This is a genomic window from Streptomyces sp. B21-083 (assembly GCF_036898825.1).
GTDB lineage: Bacteria > Actinomycetota > Actinomycetes > Streptomycetales > Streptomycetaceae > Streptomyces.
In genome coordinates, this window is the sequence record NZ_JARUND010000002.1 from 2,995,946 (window position 1) to 3,012,410 (window position 16,465).

Sequence of the window (16,465 nt, forward strand, 5' to 3'; positions counted from 1 at the left end):
GGGGCGGATGTGCGGGAGGTGGTCGAAGGTGGCTGACAGCACGGTGGGGACGTTCGGCGGCGGAGAGCCGGAGGTGTCGGACAGTCTGCGGACGTTCGGGGCGGTGGTCCAGGCGTTGCGCGAGCACGCGGGGCTGAGCCGGGAGGAGTTCGCGGAACTGGTGCGGTTCTCCAAGCACACGGTGGCGTCGATCGAGCAGGGGCGACGGATGCCGGATCCCGTGTTCGTGGAGCGGGCGGAGGAGGTCCTCGGGAACACGGGGGCCTTGCGGAAGGCGGCGGCACATCTGGCCCGCCAACCGGGGCTGGCGGCCTGGTTCAGGCAGTGGGCGCGGCTGGAGGCGGTGGCGATCAGTCTGTACACGTATGAATGCCGCATGGTTCCAGGGCTGCTGCAAACAGAGGCGTACGCACGGCAGTTGTTCGTCGACGAGTTGCCACCGCTGGCAGACGAAGAGATCGAGACCAACTGGATCGCACGAGCCAAGCGACAGACCTTGCTGCGAGAGCGCCCGAACACAGCCTTCGGCTTCCTTCTTGAGGAACACCTGTTTCGGCGGTGCACAGGCGGGAGCGACGTCACACGGGACCTGATCGACCACGTACTCGCAATCACAGAGCTGCGGAACGTAGAAGTCCAGGTCATGCCTTTGGTGCGGGCCTCGCACGCCGGGCTGCACGGGCCCATGCAACTTCTCGAATCCCCGGAACACAAGTGGTACGCCTACACCGAGGCCCCAGAGTCCGGCCAGCTCATCTCCGACGCCAAAGTGATCAGCGTGCTCCAGCAGCGATATGCCAGGATGCGTGCACAGGCTCTCACGCTCGAAGACTCCGTGAGACTGTTGGAGCGGATGCGAGGGGAACTATGAGCACCAGTGGTCTGTCCTGGTTCAAGTCGAGTTACAGCAGCAGCGGCTCCGGCGACTGTGTCGAAGTCGCCCTCGACTGGCACAAGTCCAGCTACAGCAGTGGTAGCGAGGGCGACTGCATAGAGGTCGCCACCTGCCCCGGCGCCATCCACATCCGGGACTCCAAGGACAAGGCCGGGCCCCAACTCGCCCTCTCCCCCGGCACTTGGGCCGACTTCGTCGGGTACGCGGTCAAGGTCTGAACCGAACGTAACCCGGGCCCGAGGCGTCACAGTCCCGACAGCTTCAGCTTCGGGGGGACCCCATGCGTACGTACACCACCCGCACCACAACCCGGCTCGCCCTCACCCTCACCACCGCCCTGTTCGCGACCGGTTGCGGCGGCGACAAGGCGGAGTCCAGCACCGCGCCCGACCTCAAAGTCAGCCCCTCCCCGTCGGCGGGCCGTGCTCAGGAGGTCGCCGACGCCTGGGACGGTTCCGAGGCCGCCAAGGTGTGGCGCAGCGGCTACCACCCGATGGGCGAACCGGCCCAGGCGCCCGGCAACGGCTTCCACAGCGACGCCGACAAAGAGGCCTTCGGCCTGCAGAACTACGTACTGAAGGGCCAACTCCCCACCACCGCACCGGAGAAGGGCCAGGTGAAGTGGGCGGGCGGCGGCTCGCTCACCTTCCCCCTGCTGGACGCGCGGCGGACATACACCACCCTGGGCCGCAACAGCAGCCCCGAAGCCCCTCATCTCACCGTCACGGGCGCCAAGTTGGGGGAGATGGCCATCACCACCGGTCGTGGCCCGGCGACCGTACCCGCCTGGCTGTTCACGCTGGAGGGGTACGACGAGCCGCTGAAGCGGGTCGCCGTCAATCCGTCGAAGCTCCCGAAGTCTCCGATCGGGCAGCTCAGGGAGTCGCCCACCGAACTCTATGAACTCCAGAGGATGGTGGACGTGTCCGAGGACGGGCGGACCGTGACCGTAGTGGCGCAGCACGGGACCTGCGACGACGGCCCGCGTGTGCAAGCTCTGGAGACGGACGGCAGCGTGGTGCTCTCGGCGACCGTCGCGGGCGGTAACTACGACGGGGCCTGCGCCGCCGTCATGCTCGAAAAGAAGGTGAAGGTCACGCTGGACCGGCCGCTGGGCAACCGAATCGTCCTGGACGCCTACATGGGACGGCCGGTGCCGTACGGCGAGCAGAGCTGGCCGTCAGCGAGCTGGAGCTGAAGGCGGCGCAGCCGCCGGCCTTCTCACCCTTACCGCGCTGGGGAGTTCAACCTCGGCGGGATACGCGGGGACGCTGACCGTGGACGTCGAAAGCAGCTGACGCCCGCCTCACCGGCGTAGCTCGCGCAACGAGGGGTGTGGACACAGCAGCCGGTCGCCGGGCCGCCCCGTCCACACCCATCCCGCATGCTCACCCCGACTCGACGGCGCCCCCGTCACGGGTCGCCGCCTCGCCGGGGTGGGCCTACAACTCCCCTACGGATCCTGCGGACTTCACTTCGTCGGGCACGGCTGCCACGCCAGGTGGTAGACCGTGTTGATGTCGCCGTCCGTCGAGTCCATCGCCATGAAGCTGGTGCCCGTCGACGAACCCGCGTTCACCCGCAGCTCCGTGTTGATGTTGAAGTTGCGCTGAACTCCACAGGGCGCGTAGACCAGTTGGGCCCAGTCCGTGACGTCCGTGGCCTGCCAGTTGTCGTTGATCGGGCCGTTGTACGTGTGGGTGCGGGCCACCGTGGCCGATGAGCCCTGGAAGTAGTACGAGGCCTTCTGGACGGCACTCGCGCCCCGCTGGAGAGCGGCGAAGCCCCGGTAGTCGGCGCTGGCGATGGCGTACGTGAAGCCCGCCGGGACGCGCACCTTCAGGTTGAGCTGGCAGTTCTTGCGGAACGCCGTCGGGTCGGAGTTGCCGCCGACCTGGGCGAGGTAGTCGCTGTAGGTGACGGTGAAGGCGGTGTTGTCGCCGGAGACGGCCACCGCGGCCGTACCGGCGGGACAGCCGGAGCCGTTCACCGTGGCGACGGTGATGACGATCTTGTCCGGGGGCGGATTGTCGAAGGACGACCCGGCACCCTGGGCGGGTATCGCAGCGGCGAACAGAGCGGCTATCGCGCCGCTCACAAGCAGACCACCAGCCATGGTTCTCCCTTTCATCGCGTGTTGCAGTGGGGGGTGAGAGCCACGCACACAGTCATGCGCATGCCAAATACATGCTCATGCCCGCACCGAGCCTGTGATTGAGCAGTGAAGGATCTGTGAAGGCGGGGCGGTCGCAGCATAGGTGGCGGGGCAGTTACCAGCCAGGTCGATCCCCGGCCAATCCCCGGCCACGCGCGGCCTGATTCCCTCGTCGATGTAGCCCACAGCCAACGTCCCGCCACAGGGAGGAAAGCGAGGGCGGCCCGAACGCACGGTGAGAGTGCGTTCGGGCCGCCCTGGCAGAACTGCCGGTCAGACCACGGTAGTTACTTCAGATAGACCAGGCCGTCCGTGGTGACGGCCGGGCGGCCGGGCGTGCCGACGACCACGATCTTGACCGTGTGCTTGGCGCTCGCGCTCCAGCTCTTCGTCCAGATCGCGTCGCGGTACTTCGTCGTCGCAGACTTCAGGTCCACCGTGGCGACCTTGACGTTGTCCACGTACACGTTGACCTGGCCCGATGCCGAGGCCCGCGACACCGCGAGGGCGGCCGAGCGGCCCGTGAACGTCCAGGTCAGCGTCGCGTTCTTGGCGGAGCTGGAGTACGACTTGCCGCCCAGGTAGCCGGCCGACGACTTCGTCGTCCAGGTGCCCGTGCGGGTCGCCGAGGTCTCCTGGAGGATCACCGGCGTACCGGCGACCGAGGCCGCCTTGGTGTTGCCCGCCTGGTCGTACGCCGTCATCGACCAGGTCGTGGCCGCACCGGACTTGGAGGTCAGGTTGGCGCCGGTGACCGTCGGGCCGTACGTCTTGGCGACCGGGGCCGTCAGACGTACCTCCTTCAGGGCGGCCGAGTCCGTCGCCTTCCACTTCAGGGTGACCGGGACGGCCGTCGTGTTCACCGTGCCGGTGGTGAGGGAGAGGTTCGGCGCGGTGGTGAAGGCAGGCGCTGCCGTCTCGGCGACGACGGTAGCGGCGGCGGTGGTCGTCGCCTTACCGGAGACGTGGGTGGCCCGTACGGCCACGGAGTGCGTGCCGAGCGCCAGGTTCACCGTTCCGGAGGTCGCCGTACCCGCTGTGGTCGCGGCGACCTTGCCGTCGACCAGCACCTCGAACTTGGCGATCAGTGCGGCAGGCGTGGTCGCCGCCCAACTGACCGTCGTGGCCGACTTGGTGTACGTCCGCGTGCCCGAAGTGCCCGCTCCCGTCACCGACTTGAGGGTGAGGCCGGTGACCGGGCCCGCCGCATAGCTGCGGATGGTGGGCAGTTGGGCGTAGAGCTTGGTGCCCGGGCACTCGGTGGCGTAACCGTCGCCGTGGCCGTGGATGGTCGGGAAGCTGAGCTGGTCGCCCGTCTTCCACGTCCTGGTGTTGTACTGGCTGGTCCCGGCGGCGCCCGCGGTGAGCGTGGTCGTGCCGGCCGGGTCGACGCCGTACTGGCCGAGCTTCCAGGCGGCGAGGCGGGCGACGGAGGTCAGCACGGCGGTCGGCGGCTCGACCAGGTTGTAGTTGCCGAGGACCGAGATGCCGGTGGTCTGGGTGTTGAAGCCGTAGGCGTGTGCGCCCAGGACCGCCTTGTCGACCCCGCCCTTCCGGCCCTCGAAGATCGTGCCGCACTTGTCGACCAGGAAGTTGTAGCCGATGTCCCGCCAGCCGTTCGATTTGACGTGGTACACGTGAATGGCACGGATCATCGCCGGGGACTGGTCGCACGTGTAGTCGTTCGTCGCGGCGGTGTGGTGGACGACCACCGCCTTGATCCCGGCAGGGAGGTAGGTCGGCGCCTCGGGGCTGATCGACTCGTCCGCGCCCCAGCCCGCCCGCGAGGTGATCGGCGGCTTGGGAGCGGTGGACTTCGGAGCCATGAGACCGGTGCTCGTCGAGGCGTCCGCCGATGCCGGATCCGACGTGGATGCCGATGCCGGTGTCTCCGACGGGGTCCTCGTAAGGGAGGTGTCCGGCGGCTCCGACGCGGAGGCGGCCGAGTCCGTCCGGGTCTCCGTCCGCGAGGCGGAGTCCGTCTCGTCGGGTGTGATCGTCGTGTCCGGCGGCTCGGTGCTCGCCGCCGCGAACCCCGGCGGTTCCAGGCCCGAGCCCGAACCGGTGCCGGGGTCGATCATGTCGACGCGCAGTCCCTCGGGCAGCTCGGCGGACTCCTTGCCGTCGACCCGGACCTCGACGCCGTCGGAAGCGCCGACCCACGCGGGCTCGGTACCGGCGCGGGTCGCGCCCTCCTCGCCGGGTCCGCTGTCCGTGCCCAGTTCCAGCCAGGACGACCAGTTGTCGGTGCCGGCGTCCCGGGTACGGACCTCGACCTTGCCCGCCATCTTCGCCGACGGGTCGGACCAGGTGACGCCGAGCATGCTGAACGGCTCGGTGTCCCGCCTGGCCAGCGTCGCCGAGTCACCGTCGGCGGCGACCTTCAGCGCCGCCGCGTACTCCTCACCCGCGAGCGGTCGGGAGACCGGCTTGCCGTCGGCGGCCACGCCGCGCGCGCCACCGCCGCTCACACCCTGCACGACCAGGACCCCGGACACCCCGGCGGCCACAACGGCCCCGATGCCCCACCCTCGACTCGATCTCAGCGATTTCACACGGGTATAGGTGTCGGGAGAACGATGGACGTCAACCGATCAACCTGGACATTCATCCGTCCCGGTGGTTTGTGAGCGCCCCGTTGGAGCAAGATCGGTCGCCATACGATGGCTCTGAAAGACTGAGAGATTTACGTCTTCGCGCGATCCAGGGCATTCGCGGGTCCTACGGGTTCTACGGGTTTTCCCAGGCAGCCGGTTCCGCCGCCAGCCCCCGCACCGGCTCCGGCAGCTCCCCCGCCGCCAGATCGGCGAAGGTCACCCCCTCCAGCACCTTGCGGACGTTGGCACGCAGCGCGACCCACAGCGGCAGCAGCGGTTCGGCGGGGCCGGTGTAGGCGAGGCCGCTCGGCCGCTCGCCGCGCACCGACACGATGGGCCCGTCGACGGCCCGGACGACGTCCGCGACGGTGATCTCGGCTGCGGGGCGCGCCAGCCGGTAGCCGCCGTTGCCGCCGCGCCGGGAGTCGACGATCCCGCCGCGCCGCAGATCCCCGAGGATGCCCTCCAGGAACTTGTGCGGAATGGTCTGGGCGGCGGCGACGGTCTCGGCCTTCACGGCAGTCTCCCCCTGCCGTACGGCGAGTTCCAGCACCGCTCGTACCGCGTAGTCCGCCCGTGCCGAGATCCTCATGAGGTCATTGTCGGTGGTCGTGATGCGGATGTGTGTCGTCGCGGTGTGGACATTGACTTCCTCCCCCTCGTGAACGAGGGGGGTTCCTACGGCTCGCGCCGTGGGGTTTTCTGCTTCATCGCCGGCTGCCCCGTCCGGGAGGACTCCCGTTGAGGTCTTACACCGGCTCCACAGACAGAGACCGCCAGCCCGGCGGCCAGAATATTCTTCGCCGCGTTCACGTCCCGGTCATGGACCGCACCGCATTCACACGTCCACGTACGGACGTTGAGCGGCAGCTTCGACCGGATGGTGCCGCAGGTGGAACACAGTTTGGACGAGGGGAACCACCGGTCGACGGCGATCACTTCCCGCCCGTACCAGGCGGCCTTGTACTCCAGCATGCCGCGGAACTCCGACCATGCCGCGTCGGCGACGGCGCGGGACAGGCTCCGGTTCCTGACCATGTTGCGGACGGTCAGGTCCTCGATCACGACCGTTTGGTTCTCACGGACGAGCCGGGTGGTCAGCTTGTGGAGGAAGTCCCGGCGCCGGTCGGCGATCCGGGCATGGACGCGGGCGACCTTCCGGCGGGCCCTGGCCCGGTTGGCGCCGTCACCCTTGGCCTTGCGGGACAGTTCCCGCTGCGCTCTGGCGAGCCGGGCCCGGTCCTTGCGCTCGTGCTTCGGGTTGGTGATCTTCTCCCCGGTGGAGAGCGTCGCCAGAGACGTGATGCCCAGGTCGATGCCGACCGCGTTCGTGGTGGCCGGGGCCGGGGTGATCGTGTCGTCGCAGAGCATCGACACGAACCAGCGCCCGGCCGCGTCCTGGGACACGGTCACCGTGGACGGCGTGACACCCTCCGGGAGCGGCCTCGACCACACAATGTCCAAAGGCTCGGCCATCTTGGCGAGAGTCAGTTCGCCTTCACGGAAGCGGAAGCCGCTGGTCGTGTACTCCGCGCTCCTGCGGGACTTCTTCCGCGACTTGAAGCGCGGATACTTCGCCCGCTTGCCGAAGAAGTTGGTGAACGCCACCTGCAAGTGCCGCAGCGTCTGTTGGAGCGGAACCGACGACACCTCGCCCAGGTAAGCCAGCTCCTCGGTCTTCTTCCATGCCGTCAGCATCGCGGAGGTCTGGTTGTAGTTGACCCGCTCCTGCCGCGCCCATGCCCGGGTGCGGGCGTCGAGCGCCATGTTGTAGACCTTCCGCACGCAACCGAAGGTCCGCGACAGCTCAGCCGCCTGCGCATCCGTCGGATAGAAGCGGTACCTGAACGCCCGCTTCACGTGGTTTGTGGTCACGCTCACAAACTAGTGTTACTACTGGTGAGAATCAAATCTGCGGGTCAGAGCACTGCGATTCGCCCTGGCGGCAAATCCCAGTTCCCTGCCCTGCTCCACAGGAGTCCGATTCCTCCCCGACCTGAAGGCCAGGGTTTCCTCGGAGGGATCCGATGACCGCACCCGCGTACTCGCGTAACCGCGCAAGTCCGCACACGTCCATACACGTTCACACGCACGGGCCGTACGGCCGAGGAGACCACGTTGGTGCTGAGCAGAAGGACCTTCACCGCATTCGCCGGCACCGCAGCCCTCGGTCTCTCCCTCAGCGCGAGCGCGGGCGGGGGCTCCGAAGGGCCGGGCGGATCGGCGTACGCGGCCCCCATCGCGCCCACCGGACCGGCCCCCGACCCGCCCTCGGCGGACGGCCGCCCGCACACCGTCGGCTTCGACCGCTACTCCCTGCTCGTCGACGGCCGACGGCTCGTCCTGTGGTCGGGCGAGATGCACCCCTTCCGTCTGCCCAGCCCGTCCCTGTGGCGGGACGTCCTGCAGAAGACGCGTGCGCACGGCTACAACGCCGTCAGCGTCTACGTGGCCTGGAACTACCACTCCGCCGCCCCCGGGCAGTACGACTTCACGGGCGTCCGCGACCTGGACCTCTTCCTGCGCCAGGCCGCCGAGACCGGGCTGTACGTCATCCTGCGGCCGGGCCCGTACATCAACGCCGAGGTCGACGCCGGCGGCTTCCCCGGCTGGCTGACCGCGACGAAGGGCCGCGCCCGCACCTCCGACCCGACCTATCTCTCCCACGTCGACGAGTGGCTGACGGCGGTCAACCGGATCGTCGCCCGGCATCTCCACACCCGGGGCGACGGAACGGTCCTGCTCTACCAGATCGAGAACGAGTACGGCTCGTACGTCACCGAGCCCACCGGCGTCGACTACATGGCCCATCTGTACGCCAAGGTCCGCGCCGACGGCATCGACGTCCCCCTCTTCCACAACGACCTGGGCAGGAACGGCTACTGGGCCCCCGGCTCCTTCGACACCGGCGGCGAGCAGGGGCGTTGGCTGTACGGCTTCGACGGTTACCCGGACCCTGATCAACTCCCGCCGGACTGGGGTCACTTCGGTATCGGCGGCGTGAAGGGCGGGGCCACGGCGAGTCCCGAAACCCCTGGATTCATCCCCGAGTTCGGGGGCGGCTGGTTCGATCCGTGGGGCGGCGCCGAGTTCGACGGGGCGGGGTACGCGGGGTCGGCTCGGACCCGGGACGCGGCCTACGAACGGCGTTTCTACCTCACCAACCTCGCCAACGGCATCACCGTCCACAACGTCTACATGACCTTCGGCGGCACCAGTTGGGGCTGGCTGCCCGCCCCGCAGGTGTACACGTCGTACGACTACGGCGCCGCCTTCGACGAGGGGCGCCGGGCGACCCCGAAGGTCGTCCCCATGCACCAGCTCGGGCATCTCCTGCGGTGCGTCCCGGAGTTGGCCAAGCTGGACCGGGCCGAGGACATCACCACAGGGGGCGGAATCAAGGTCTACCACCTCGCCAACCCGGACACCCACGCCCACGTGTACGTCCTGCGCAACGACTCCACGGAGTCGGTCACCTCGACGCTCCCGGTCGCCGGGACCTCGCTGTCGGTCACCGTCCCCGCCTCGGACGCGCGTCTCCTCACCGCCAAAATCGCTTTGGGGCAACGGAAGCTGGCGTACTCCAACGCCCAGCCGATGCTGCGGCTGACGGCAGGGCACCAGGACGTCGCCGTGCTGACGGGGCGGGCCGGAGAGGCGACGGTGACGGCGGTGGAGTGCGCGAGCGAGCCGACGGTGACCGTACTCGCGGGCGACGCGGAGTCCTCGTACGCGGACGGGGTCGTGCGGGTGAGCGCCCGGCTCGGCGGGCTCACCCGGGTGCTGGTGGAAGGCGGCGGTGTCCCGACACCCCTCCTGCTCCTCCTCGCCGACGACGAGACCTCCGTGCGGCTCTGGCCGCGCGAGACTCCGGCCGGGTCGGTGCTGGTCTTCGGGCCATCACTGCTGCGGACCGCCGAACTGGAAGATGGCGCCGTGCGGTTGACCGGGGACACCGTCGAGGCCGCCGAGCTGGAGATGTGGGCGCCGCACGGGGTTCGTGAAGTCGTCTGGAACCAGGAGTCGTTGCGGACGTCGGCGACCGACTCCGGGAGCCTGCGGGCCGAGCAGCCCTTGGCCGGTGTCCCGGCTGTCGCACTGCCCGTACTGGACGGCTGGCGGCGGCAGACGGAGAACCCCGAGTCCGAGCCGGGGTTCGACGACGCGAACTGGACGGTCGCCGACCGGACTTCGACGTTCAGTACGACGGCCGTGCCCGACGGGCAGCCCGTGCTGTTCGCCGACGACTACGGATTCCACTACGGGGACGTCTGGTACCGGGGCTCCTTCACCGGCGCCCAGGGCATGGAATCCGTGAACCTCGGCTACAGCACCGGGACACAGGGGCTGCTGATGGCATGGCTGGACGGCGAGCCGCTGGGCACGCACCGGATGCCCGTGCCGGACACGAAGACGGCGCGGAAGGGGAGTTGGGCGGCCACAGCGAGCTTCGACGTGCCGGAGAAGGTACGGACGTCCGGCAGGCATGTGCTGTCCGTGCTGGTGCGGCGGATGCAGCACGACATGGACGGCAAGGCGCTGGACACGCACAAGGTCGCGCGCGGTCTGACGGCGGTGACCTTCACCGGCGCCTTCCCTGCGGTGAGTTGGCGGGTACAGGGTGCGGCGGCGGCCGATCCGGTGCGGGGGCCGCTCAACACCGGTGGGCTGCACGGAGAGCGGTCGGGCTGGCATCTGCCGGGGTACGGGGACGAGGGCTGGCCCGAGGTCGACCTGCCGCGTGCCGAGCGGCGACGGCAGGGGGTGACCTGGTACCGGACGGGGTTCCGGCTCGCCGTCGATCCGGGCGTCGACGCGTCGATCGGACTGCTGCTGGAGGACGATCCGTTGCGCGCCTACCGCGTCCAGATCTTCCTGAACGGCTGGAACATGGGCCAGTACGTCAACGACGTAGGCCCCCAGCACACCTTCGTCCTCCCGAACGGCATCCTGCGTACCCGGGGCGCCAACACCCTTGCCCTGGCGGTGCTTTCGGACGGGACGACCGAGTCGGGGCCGGGGCGGGTACGGCTGACGCTGCTGGGGAGCGCGGCCGGGGGAGTTCCGGTGACGGTCCTCCCCTCCCCCGGCCGGTAGTCGAAGAGACCTACGCCAGCCGGATCACGTTCCACGACAGCGGCTCCAGAACGGCGGTCAGGGTGCCGTCCTGGAGGGTGGTGCCGGTGGTCTGGTGCGGGGTGACGCGCTCCGGGTCGTCCAGGGTGTTGCGGGCGTCCGGGTCGGCGTCGGCGACCGTGCTGTGCTCGACGACCGTCGTCAACTCCAGGCCGTTCAGCACGACTTCGAGCGGCAGCGGCTGTGTGCGGTCCCGGTTGACGGCGAAGACGGTGACCGTGCCGTCTTCGGCGCGTACGGCGGTGGCGTGCAGCAGGTCCGCCTCGCCGTACTTCTTCGTCTCGTAGGTCGGCGAGTCCACCCGTACGTCGAGGACCTCGCCGCGTCCGTACCTGCTGGCCTGTGCGAACGGGAAGAAGGTCGTCTGGCGCCAGGCCGGGCCGCCCGGCTCGGTCATGATCGGCGCGATGACGTTGACGAGCTGGGCGAGACAGGCGACGGTGACGCGGTCCGCGTGCCGGAGCAGGGCGATGAGCAGCGAACCGAAGACGACGGCGTCGGTGACGGAGTAGACGTCCTCCAGGAGGCGCGGGGCCTCGGCCCAGTCCCGCTCGCCGGAGTTCTCGATCGCGTGCCACCCCGACGTGTACCAGACGTTCCACTCGTCGAAGGAGAGGTTGATCTTCTTCTTCGACTTGAGGCGGGCCCCGACGTGGTCGCAGGTCGCGACCACGTTGTCGATGAACGACTCCATGTCCACGGCGGAGGCCAGGAAGGAGTCGATGTCACCGTCCTGGGGCTCGTAGTAGGCGTGCAGGGAGATGTAGTCGACCAGCTCGTACGTCTCCTGGAGGACCGTCGACTCCCAGGTGGCGAACGTGTCCATGCCCTGGCTGGAGGAGCCGCAGGCGACGAGTTCGAGGTCCGGCTCGATCTGGCGCATCGCGCGGGCGGTCTCGGCGGCGAGCCGGCCGTACTCCTCGGCGGTCTTGTGGCCGGTCTGCCAGGGGCCGTCCATCTCGTTGCCGAGGCACCACATCTTGATGCCGAACGGGTCCTTGTCGCCATGGGCGGCACGCAGGTCCGAACGGGCGGTGCCGGCGGGGTGGTTGGCGTACTCCTGGAGTTCGAGGGCCTCGGCGACCCCTCGGGTGCCGAGGTTGACGGCCATCACCGGCTCGGCCTGCGGGCCGAGCTTGCGGAGGAAGTCGATGTACTCGGAGAGCCCGAAGCGGTTGGACTCCGTCGAGCGCCAGGCGAGGTCGAGGCGGCGGGGGCGTTCCTCGACCGGGCCGACCGAGTCCTCCCAGTTGAAGCCGGAGACGAAGTTGCCGCCGGGGTAGCGGATGGCGGTGACGCCGAGTTCGCGGACCAGTTCCAGTACGTCCGTGCGCAGGCCCGCCTCGTCCGCGGTGGGATGGCCCGGCTCGAAGATTCCGGTGTAGACGCAGCGGCCGAGGTGTTCGACGAAGGAGCCGAAGAGCCGGGGATTGACCTCACCGACGGTGAAGGCGGGGTCGATCGTGAAACGGGCGGTGCGGGACATGGGTTCCTCTCCGGCGTTCTGCGTTCTGCGTTCCGTGCTCTGTGCTCTGTGCTCTGTGCTCTTGTGCTCAGCGTTCTGCGTGCGGTGTTCGGCACATTCGGTGTTCGGTATCTCGGTATCCGCTCGTATCCCCGAACAGGACCGTAATTTTGGAGTGTCCGCACGTCAATGGCGTGAGTGTCCAACGATCGTTCCGAGTTCTCCAACGATCGTTGGATTTCCCTGGTGCCCGGGGGTCCGAACGCATAGGGTCGGCCCGTGAGTGAGCCCCTCCCGGAGACCCTGGCCCGCCTCGAAGAACGCATCGCCGAGGCCGGCCTCGACAGCGCCGAAGTCCTCGACGTACGCGTCCTGTCCGCCCGTACCGCTCTCACCGAGGGCGAGATCCGCGCGCTGCTGACCGAGGGCGCGGAGCCTTTGGCCGACGACATCGAGGGCCGTATCCGGCGCCGGGTGCGCACCCTCCACGAGACGCGGCTCTCGACGAACGGCAGGAAGCGTGCCGAGGTCTGCAAGGAGGTCGCGAACGCCCTATCGATCAGCCCCGAGTGGGCCCGTCAGCTGCTCCTCGGCAAGAAGATGCCGAACGTTCCCGACCTCACCGCGCTCGCCGCGTACTTCGGAGTCGAGCAGGGCACCGGCTTCTTCACCGACCCCGCGCCCATCGTGCTCCACCGTGAACTGCGCCGGCTGCTCGGAGAACTCGGCGGCGCCGAGGAGGGCCCGCTGGTCCGGTTCGCGACCCGGCACGGTGTCGTCACGCTGGCCCTGCGCGGCCGACGGCTGACCCCGCGCAAGCAGGAAGCCCTCGCGGTGATGCTCGAAGGCCTGCTGAGCGGCGGCGAGGAGACGGAGCGGTGACGCCGAGGCGGACGACGCGCGGGATGACGAAGGGGATGACAAGGGGTGTGCTGGCCGCGCTGCTGTCCTCCCGGGCCGCGCACCGGCTGCGGACCCGGGGTGCGATGCGTGACCTGACCGGCGCGCTCGACGTGGCACTGCGGGACCAGGCCAACAGCACCTCAGGTGTACGGGAGTTGTGCCGGGCACTGTGCGCGGAGATGAGCGCGCGGCGCGGGCGGCGCGTCGAGCTGCGGTTCGAGCGTTTCCCCGACGAGATCGAAGTCACCGGTCTGTGCGTGGAGTTCCACGACTTCGACCTCGTGATCGTCGAGGAACGGGCCGAGGCGGTGCAGCAACTCGTCATCCTGGGACACGAGTTGTGGCACCTGCACGCCGGGCACTGCCATCACCACAGTGTCGGCGCGAGCGCCGCCCGGGTCCTGGCCGACGAGCAGTCCTGGCAGGGCGGCGCGCTGACCGTCGCCGCCCGCAACGGCTCCCGCGAGGCCGACGAGGCCGACGCCGAGGAGTTCGGCCACCGCCTCGCCACCGTCTTCCGGCCGTGGGTGGAGGGCCGTACGACGAGCGCGGGCAGCAGTGGTGTGCAGTCCTCGCTGGGGTATCACGGCCGGGGAAGCGGAAACGCCCGGCGATGAACCCCTCCGGCTTCCTCGGCGAGCCGTACTCCGTCCTCGTGTTCGGGACACCGATCGTGTTCCTTGCCGCCGCCCTGGTGTTCAAGCTGCCCAGCATCGTCAGCCTGTGGGGAGACCCGCTGCGGCGCGCGGTCGGCGGACTGCTGCTGCTCGCCTGCGGCATCTTCGTCCTCGCCGCGCCCCCGGCCGTCGCCTGGACCAACCGGGTCACCGGCGTGCCCAACCTCGCGGCGCCCCTCGTCTACAGCTTCCTCGTCGCGTTCTGCGGGGCGAGCCTGCTGCTGATGATCGCGTGGCGCGGCGGCCTCACCGGGCGCTCACCGGGATCGGCGGGATCAGCCAAGGGGCGTCGCGCGATGCGATGGGTCGCCGTCGGGCACGCGGGGGTGATCGTCGCGCTGTGGGTGCTGTTCGCGCTCGCGGACGTACCCGTGGAGCGCCGGCGGGACCTGGACACGTACTACGCCCGGACGCCCTTCATGCGCGAGCTGATCGTGCTCTACCTGCTCGCGCACACCACGTCCTGTGTCCTGACGTACCGGCTGGTCCGGAACTGGATCCACACCGCCGGGCTCGACGTGTGGCTGCGCCGGGGCCTGCGGTCGCTGGCCGTCGGCTACGCCGCCAACCTGGTGTTCGACGCGGCGAAGGGCACCGCCGTCCTCGCCCGCTGGGCGGGCGGCGACCTGGATCCGCTCTCCACGGAACTTGCCCCCGTCGCCGCCTGCGTGGCCGCCGTCCTGATCGCGACGGGGTTCGTGCTGCCGCACGCCGGCCAGTATCTGCGCGCCCGCCGACAGCTCCGGCGCGCCCGCCGCCGGCTCGGCCCGCTGTACGACCTGCTGCGCACCGCCACCGGCAGAGGCGTCCCCTTCTCGCTGCGGGCCACCCCGGAACTGCGGCTGATCCGCCGCGAGACGTTCATCCGAGATGCCCTGCTGCAACTCGCCCGCCACTTCGACGAGGAGCTGCGGCGGCGGACGTACGAGGCCGCCGTGGACCTGGGACACGGCGCGCGGCGGGCGGGAGCGCTGGCGGCGGCGGTGACGATCCGGGACGCGATCGAGGCGCGCGCCCTGTCCCGTGACCCTTCTCCCCACGTCACCGGCCACGCGACCGACTTGCTCACGGACCTGCTCCAGGGCATCGAAGCCGTGTCCCAGGTGCTGAATCACCCCGATGAGATCGAGGCGGTGCGCACCCTCGCGGCCGCCCCAGCAGAGAGTCTGCACGTATATGAGTGATCGCCCGACTTCCGTCGACTCCCCCCTCGGACCAGCCTCCGGACGTGCCGTCAGGTCGGCCGTCGTGCTCGGCGGTTCGCTCGCCGGGCTGCTCGCGGCCCGTGCCCTGGTCGGGTTCGCCGACCGCGTGACCGTCGTCGAGCGTGACGTCCTGCCGGACGGCCCCGAGCCGCGCCGGAACCTGCCGCAGGCCCGGCACGCGCATGTGCTGTGGTCAGGTGGTGCCCGGGCCGTCGAGGAACTGGTGCCGGGCGTCGGCGAGTTGCTGCTCGACGCCGGTGCGCACCGGCTGGCGGTCACCACGGACATGGTCGCGCTGGCGCCGCAGGGCTGGTTCCGGCGGTGGGACGAGTCGCACCATGCGTTCCTGTGCGGCCGGGATCTGCTGGACGCGACGGTCCGCGCCCAGATCCTGGACGACGACCGGGTCAAACTGGTCGAGCACGCAGAGGTGTTGGGTTTGGAGGGCACGGCCGAGGCCGTCACCGGCGTGCGGGTGCGCGGCGCCGACGGCAGCCGGAGCACACTCCACGCGGACCTGGTCGTGGACGCCACCGGCCGCGCCTCGCGCACCCCGCACTGGCTGCGCGAGTTGGGGCTGCCCGAACCGCCGCGCCGCGTGGTCGACTCCGGGCTCGCGTACGCCAGCCGGATCTACCGGGCGCCCGAACCCGCCCGGCAGGGCTACCCGATGGTCACCGTGCAGGCGGACCCGAGGGGGGCCGGTCCGGGCCGGGCGGGCGTCCTGGTACCCGTCGAGGACGGCTGTTGGCTGGTCTCCCTGTCCGGCACCCGGGGCTGCGAACCTCCTACGGACGGCGTCGAGTTCACACGTTTCGCCCGCGAGGAGCTGCGTCACCCGGTGATCGCCGAACTGCTCGCGGGAGCCGAGCCCCTGACGGGCGTCTCCGTCACCCGTACGACGTCGAACCGCCGGCACTACTACGAGCGGATGTCCGCCTGGCCGGAGAACTTCACGGTGATCGGCGACGCGCTGGCCGCCTACAACCCGATCTACGGCCACGGGATGTCGGTGGCGGCCCAAAGTGCCGTCGCCCTCAGAGATGTGATCCGCCGTCAGGGCTGGGGCGCACCCGGCCTGTCCCGCCATGTCCAGAAGGCGGTGGCCCGTCCGGTCGCCGCCGCCTGGGACCTGGCGACGAGCCAGGACATCTTCTATCCCGGCGCCACAGAACACGGCCCCACCCTGCGGGACCGTCTGCTGGCGGCCTACGTGGGCCGCCTCATGCGCACGGCCACGGGCAACGGCCGTATCGCGCGCCGGGTGACCGACGTGACGTCCCTGGAACGCGGCGCGGAGGTGCTGCTGGCCCCAAGTGTGCTGCTGGCGGCGGCGATCGGCCCGCTGAAACCGCCGCTGAGCGGACCGCCGCTGCGACCGGAGGAGTGGAAGGCCGCCGATTGACATGCTCCTCGGGCTGAGCCCGAGGAT

The 16,465-nt window shown here is 69.7% G+C and carries 13 protein-coding genes; 8 read left to right on the forward strand and 5 right to left on the reverse strand.

The window, feature by feature from the left end; genetic code table 11:
* Positions 1–7 precede the first annotated feature (7 nt).
* The 3 genes from QA861_RS37385 (at position 8) to QA861_RS37395 (ending at position 2,093) form a co-directional block, all read left to right on the forward strand.
* Entirely contained in the window at positions 8–871 is an 864-nt protein-coding gene (locus QA861_RS37385) for a helix-turn-helix domain-containing protein (protein WP_334594968.1), read from the forward strand.
* A complete protein-coding gene (locus QA861_RS37390; RefSeq protein ID WP_334593198.1) occupies positions 868–1,113 on the forward strand; it encodes a DUF397 domain-containing protein in 246 nt (81 codons plus the stop codon). Before QA861_RS37385 ends, QA861_RS37390 begins: the two co-directional genes overlap by 4 nt.
* A 62-nt stretch (positions 1,114–1,175) precedes the next feature.
* Positions 1,176–2,093, forward strand: a complete 918-nt coding sequence (locus QA861_RS37395) for a hypothetical protein (protein WP_334593200.1) — start codon at positions 1,176–1,178, stop codon at positions 2,091–2,093.
* Positions 2,094–2,366: 273 nt separating this feature from the next.
* Here QA861_RS37395 and QA861_RS37400 read toward each other — a convergent pair whose 3' ends face one another.
* The 4 genes from QA861_RS37400 to QA861_RS37415 form a co-directional block, all read right to left on the reverse strand.
* Complete coding sequence (locus tag QA861_RS37400; RefSeq protein WP_334593202.1) at positions 2,367–3,011, reverse strand: DUF4360 domain-containing protein; 645 nt, start codon at positions 3,009–3,011, stop codon at positions 2,367–2,369.
* A gap of 326 nt (positions 3,012–3,337) precedes the next feature.
* Positions 3,338–5,596 (reverse strand): peptidoglycan recognition protein family protein, encoded by a 2,259-nt coding sequence (locus QA861_RS37405; RefSeq protein WP_443041684.1) that lies wholly within the window; start codon positions 5,594–5,596, stop codon positions 3,338–3,340.
* Positions 5,597–5,780: 184 nt separating this feature from the next.
* Positions 5,781–6,239 (reverse strand): RrF2 family transcriptional regulator, encoded by a 459-nt coding sequence (locus QA861_RS37410; RefSeq protein WP_334593203.1) that lies wholly within the window; start codon positions 6,237–6,239, stop codon positions 5,781–5,783.
* A gap of 86 nt (positions 6,240–6,325) precedes the next feature.
* Positions 6,326–7,528 (reverse strand): RNA-guided endonuclease InsQ/TnpB family protein, encoded by a 1,203-nt coding sequence (locus tag QA861_RS37415; protein WP_334593204.1) that lies wholly within the window; start codon positions 7,526–7,528, stop codon positions 6,326–6,328.
* Between the two features lie 237 nt (positions 7,529–7,765).
* On the opposite strand from QA861_RS37415, the gene QA861_RS37420 reads away from it, so the two are divergent.
* On the forward strand, positions 7,766–10,744 hold the full coding sequence (locus QA861_RS37420) for a beta-galactosidase (RefSeq protein WP_334593205.1): 2,979 nt from the start codon (positions 7,766–7,768) through the stop codon (positions 10,742–10,744).
* Positions 10,745–10,754: 10 nt separating this feature from the next.
* On the opposite strand, the gene arfA is transcribed toward QA861_RS37420, so the two are convergent.
* On the reverse strand, positions 10,755–12,269 hold the full coding sequence (arfA, locus tag QA861_RS37425) for an arabinosylfuranosidase ArfA (RefSeq protein WP_334593206.1): 1,515 nt from the start codon (positions 12,267–12,269) through the stop codon (positions 10,755–10,757).
* A 258-nt stretch (positions 12,270–12,527) separates the two neighbouring features.
* Here arfA and QA861_RS37430 point away from each other — a divergent pair, with 258 nt between their 5' ends.
* From QA861_RS37430 to QA861_RS37445, 4 genes are all read left to right on the forward strand, one after another.
* Positions 12,528–13,130 (forward strand): transcriptional regulator, encoded by a 603-nt coding sequence (locus QA861_RS37430; protein ID WP_334593207.1) that lies wholly within the window; start codon positions 12,528–12,530, stop codon positions 13,128–13,130.
* Between the two features lie 104 nt (positions 13,131–13,234).
* On the forward strand, positions 13,235–13,768 hold the full coding sequence (locus tag QA861_RS37435; RefSeq protein ID WP_443041685.1) for a toxin-antitoxin system, toxin component family protein: 534 nt from the start codon (positions 13,235–13,237) through the stop codon (positions 13,766–13,768).
* Positions 13,765–15,012, forward strand: a complete 1,248-nt coding sequence (locus QA861_RS37440) for an MAB_1171c family putative transporter (RefSeq protein WP_334593209.1) — start codon at positions 13,765–13,767, stop codon at positions 15,010–15,012. The genes QA861_RS37435 and QA861_RS37440 overlap by 4 nt, the downstream gene beginning before the upstream one ends.
* Positions 15,005–16,438 (forward strand): NAD(P)/FAD-dependent oxidoreductase, encoded by a 1,434-nt coding sequence (locus QA861_RS37445; RefSeq protein ID WP_334593211.1) that lies wholly within the window; start codon positions 15,005–15,007, stop codon positions 16,436–16,438. Before QA861_RS37440 ends, QA861_RS37445 begins: the two co-directional genes overlap by 8 nt.
* The last annotated feature ends 27 nt before the right edge of the window (positions 16,439–16,465 follow it).

What these genes read in the sequence shown, in the direction of transcription:
- QA861_RS37445 (WP_334593211.1), top strand. Translation starts at nt 15,005, where the DNA reads ATGAGTGATCGCCCGACTTCCGTCGACTCCCCCCTCGGACCAGCCTCC.
- QA861_RS37390 (WP_334593198.1), top strand. Translation starts at nt 868, where the DNA reads ATGAGCACCAGTGGTCTGTCCTGGTTCAAGTCGAGTTACAGCAGCAGC.
- QA861_RS37395 (WP_334593200.1), top strand. Translation starts at nt 1,176, where the DNA reads ATGCGTACGTACACCACCCGCACCACAACCCGGCTCGCCCTCACCCTC.
- QA861_RS37385 (WP_334594968.1), top strand. Translation starts at nt 8, where the DNA reads ATGTGCGGGAGGTGGTCGAAGGTGGCTGACAGCACGGTGGGGACGTTC.
- QA861_RS37400 (WP_334593202.1), bottom strand. Translation starts at nt 3,011, where the DNA reads ATGGCTGGTGGTCTGCTTGTGAGCGGCGCGATAGCCGCTCTGTTCGCC.
- arfA (WP_334593206.1), bottom strand. Translation starts at nt 12,269, where the DNA reads ATGTCCCGCACCGCCCGTTTCACGATCGACCCCGCCTTCACCGTCGGT.
- QA861_RS37440 (WP_334593209.1), top strand. Translation starts at nt 13,765, where the DNA reads ATGAACCCCTCCGGCTTCCTCGGCGAGCCGTACTCCGTCCTCGTGTTC.
- QA861_RS37435 (WP_443041685.1), top strand. Translation starts at nt 13,235, where the DNA reads ATGCGTGACCTGACCGGCGCGCTCGACGTGGCACTGCGGGACCAGGCC.
- QA861_RS37410 (WP_334593203.1), bottom strand. Translation starts at nt 6,239, where the DNA reads ATGAGGATCTCGGCACGGGCGGACTACGCGGTACGAGCGGTGCTGGAA.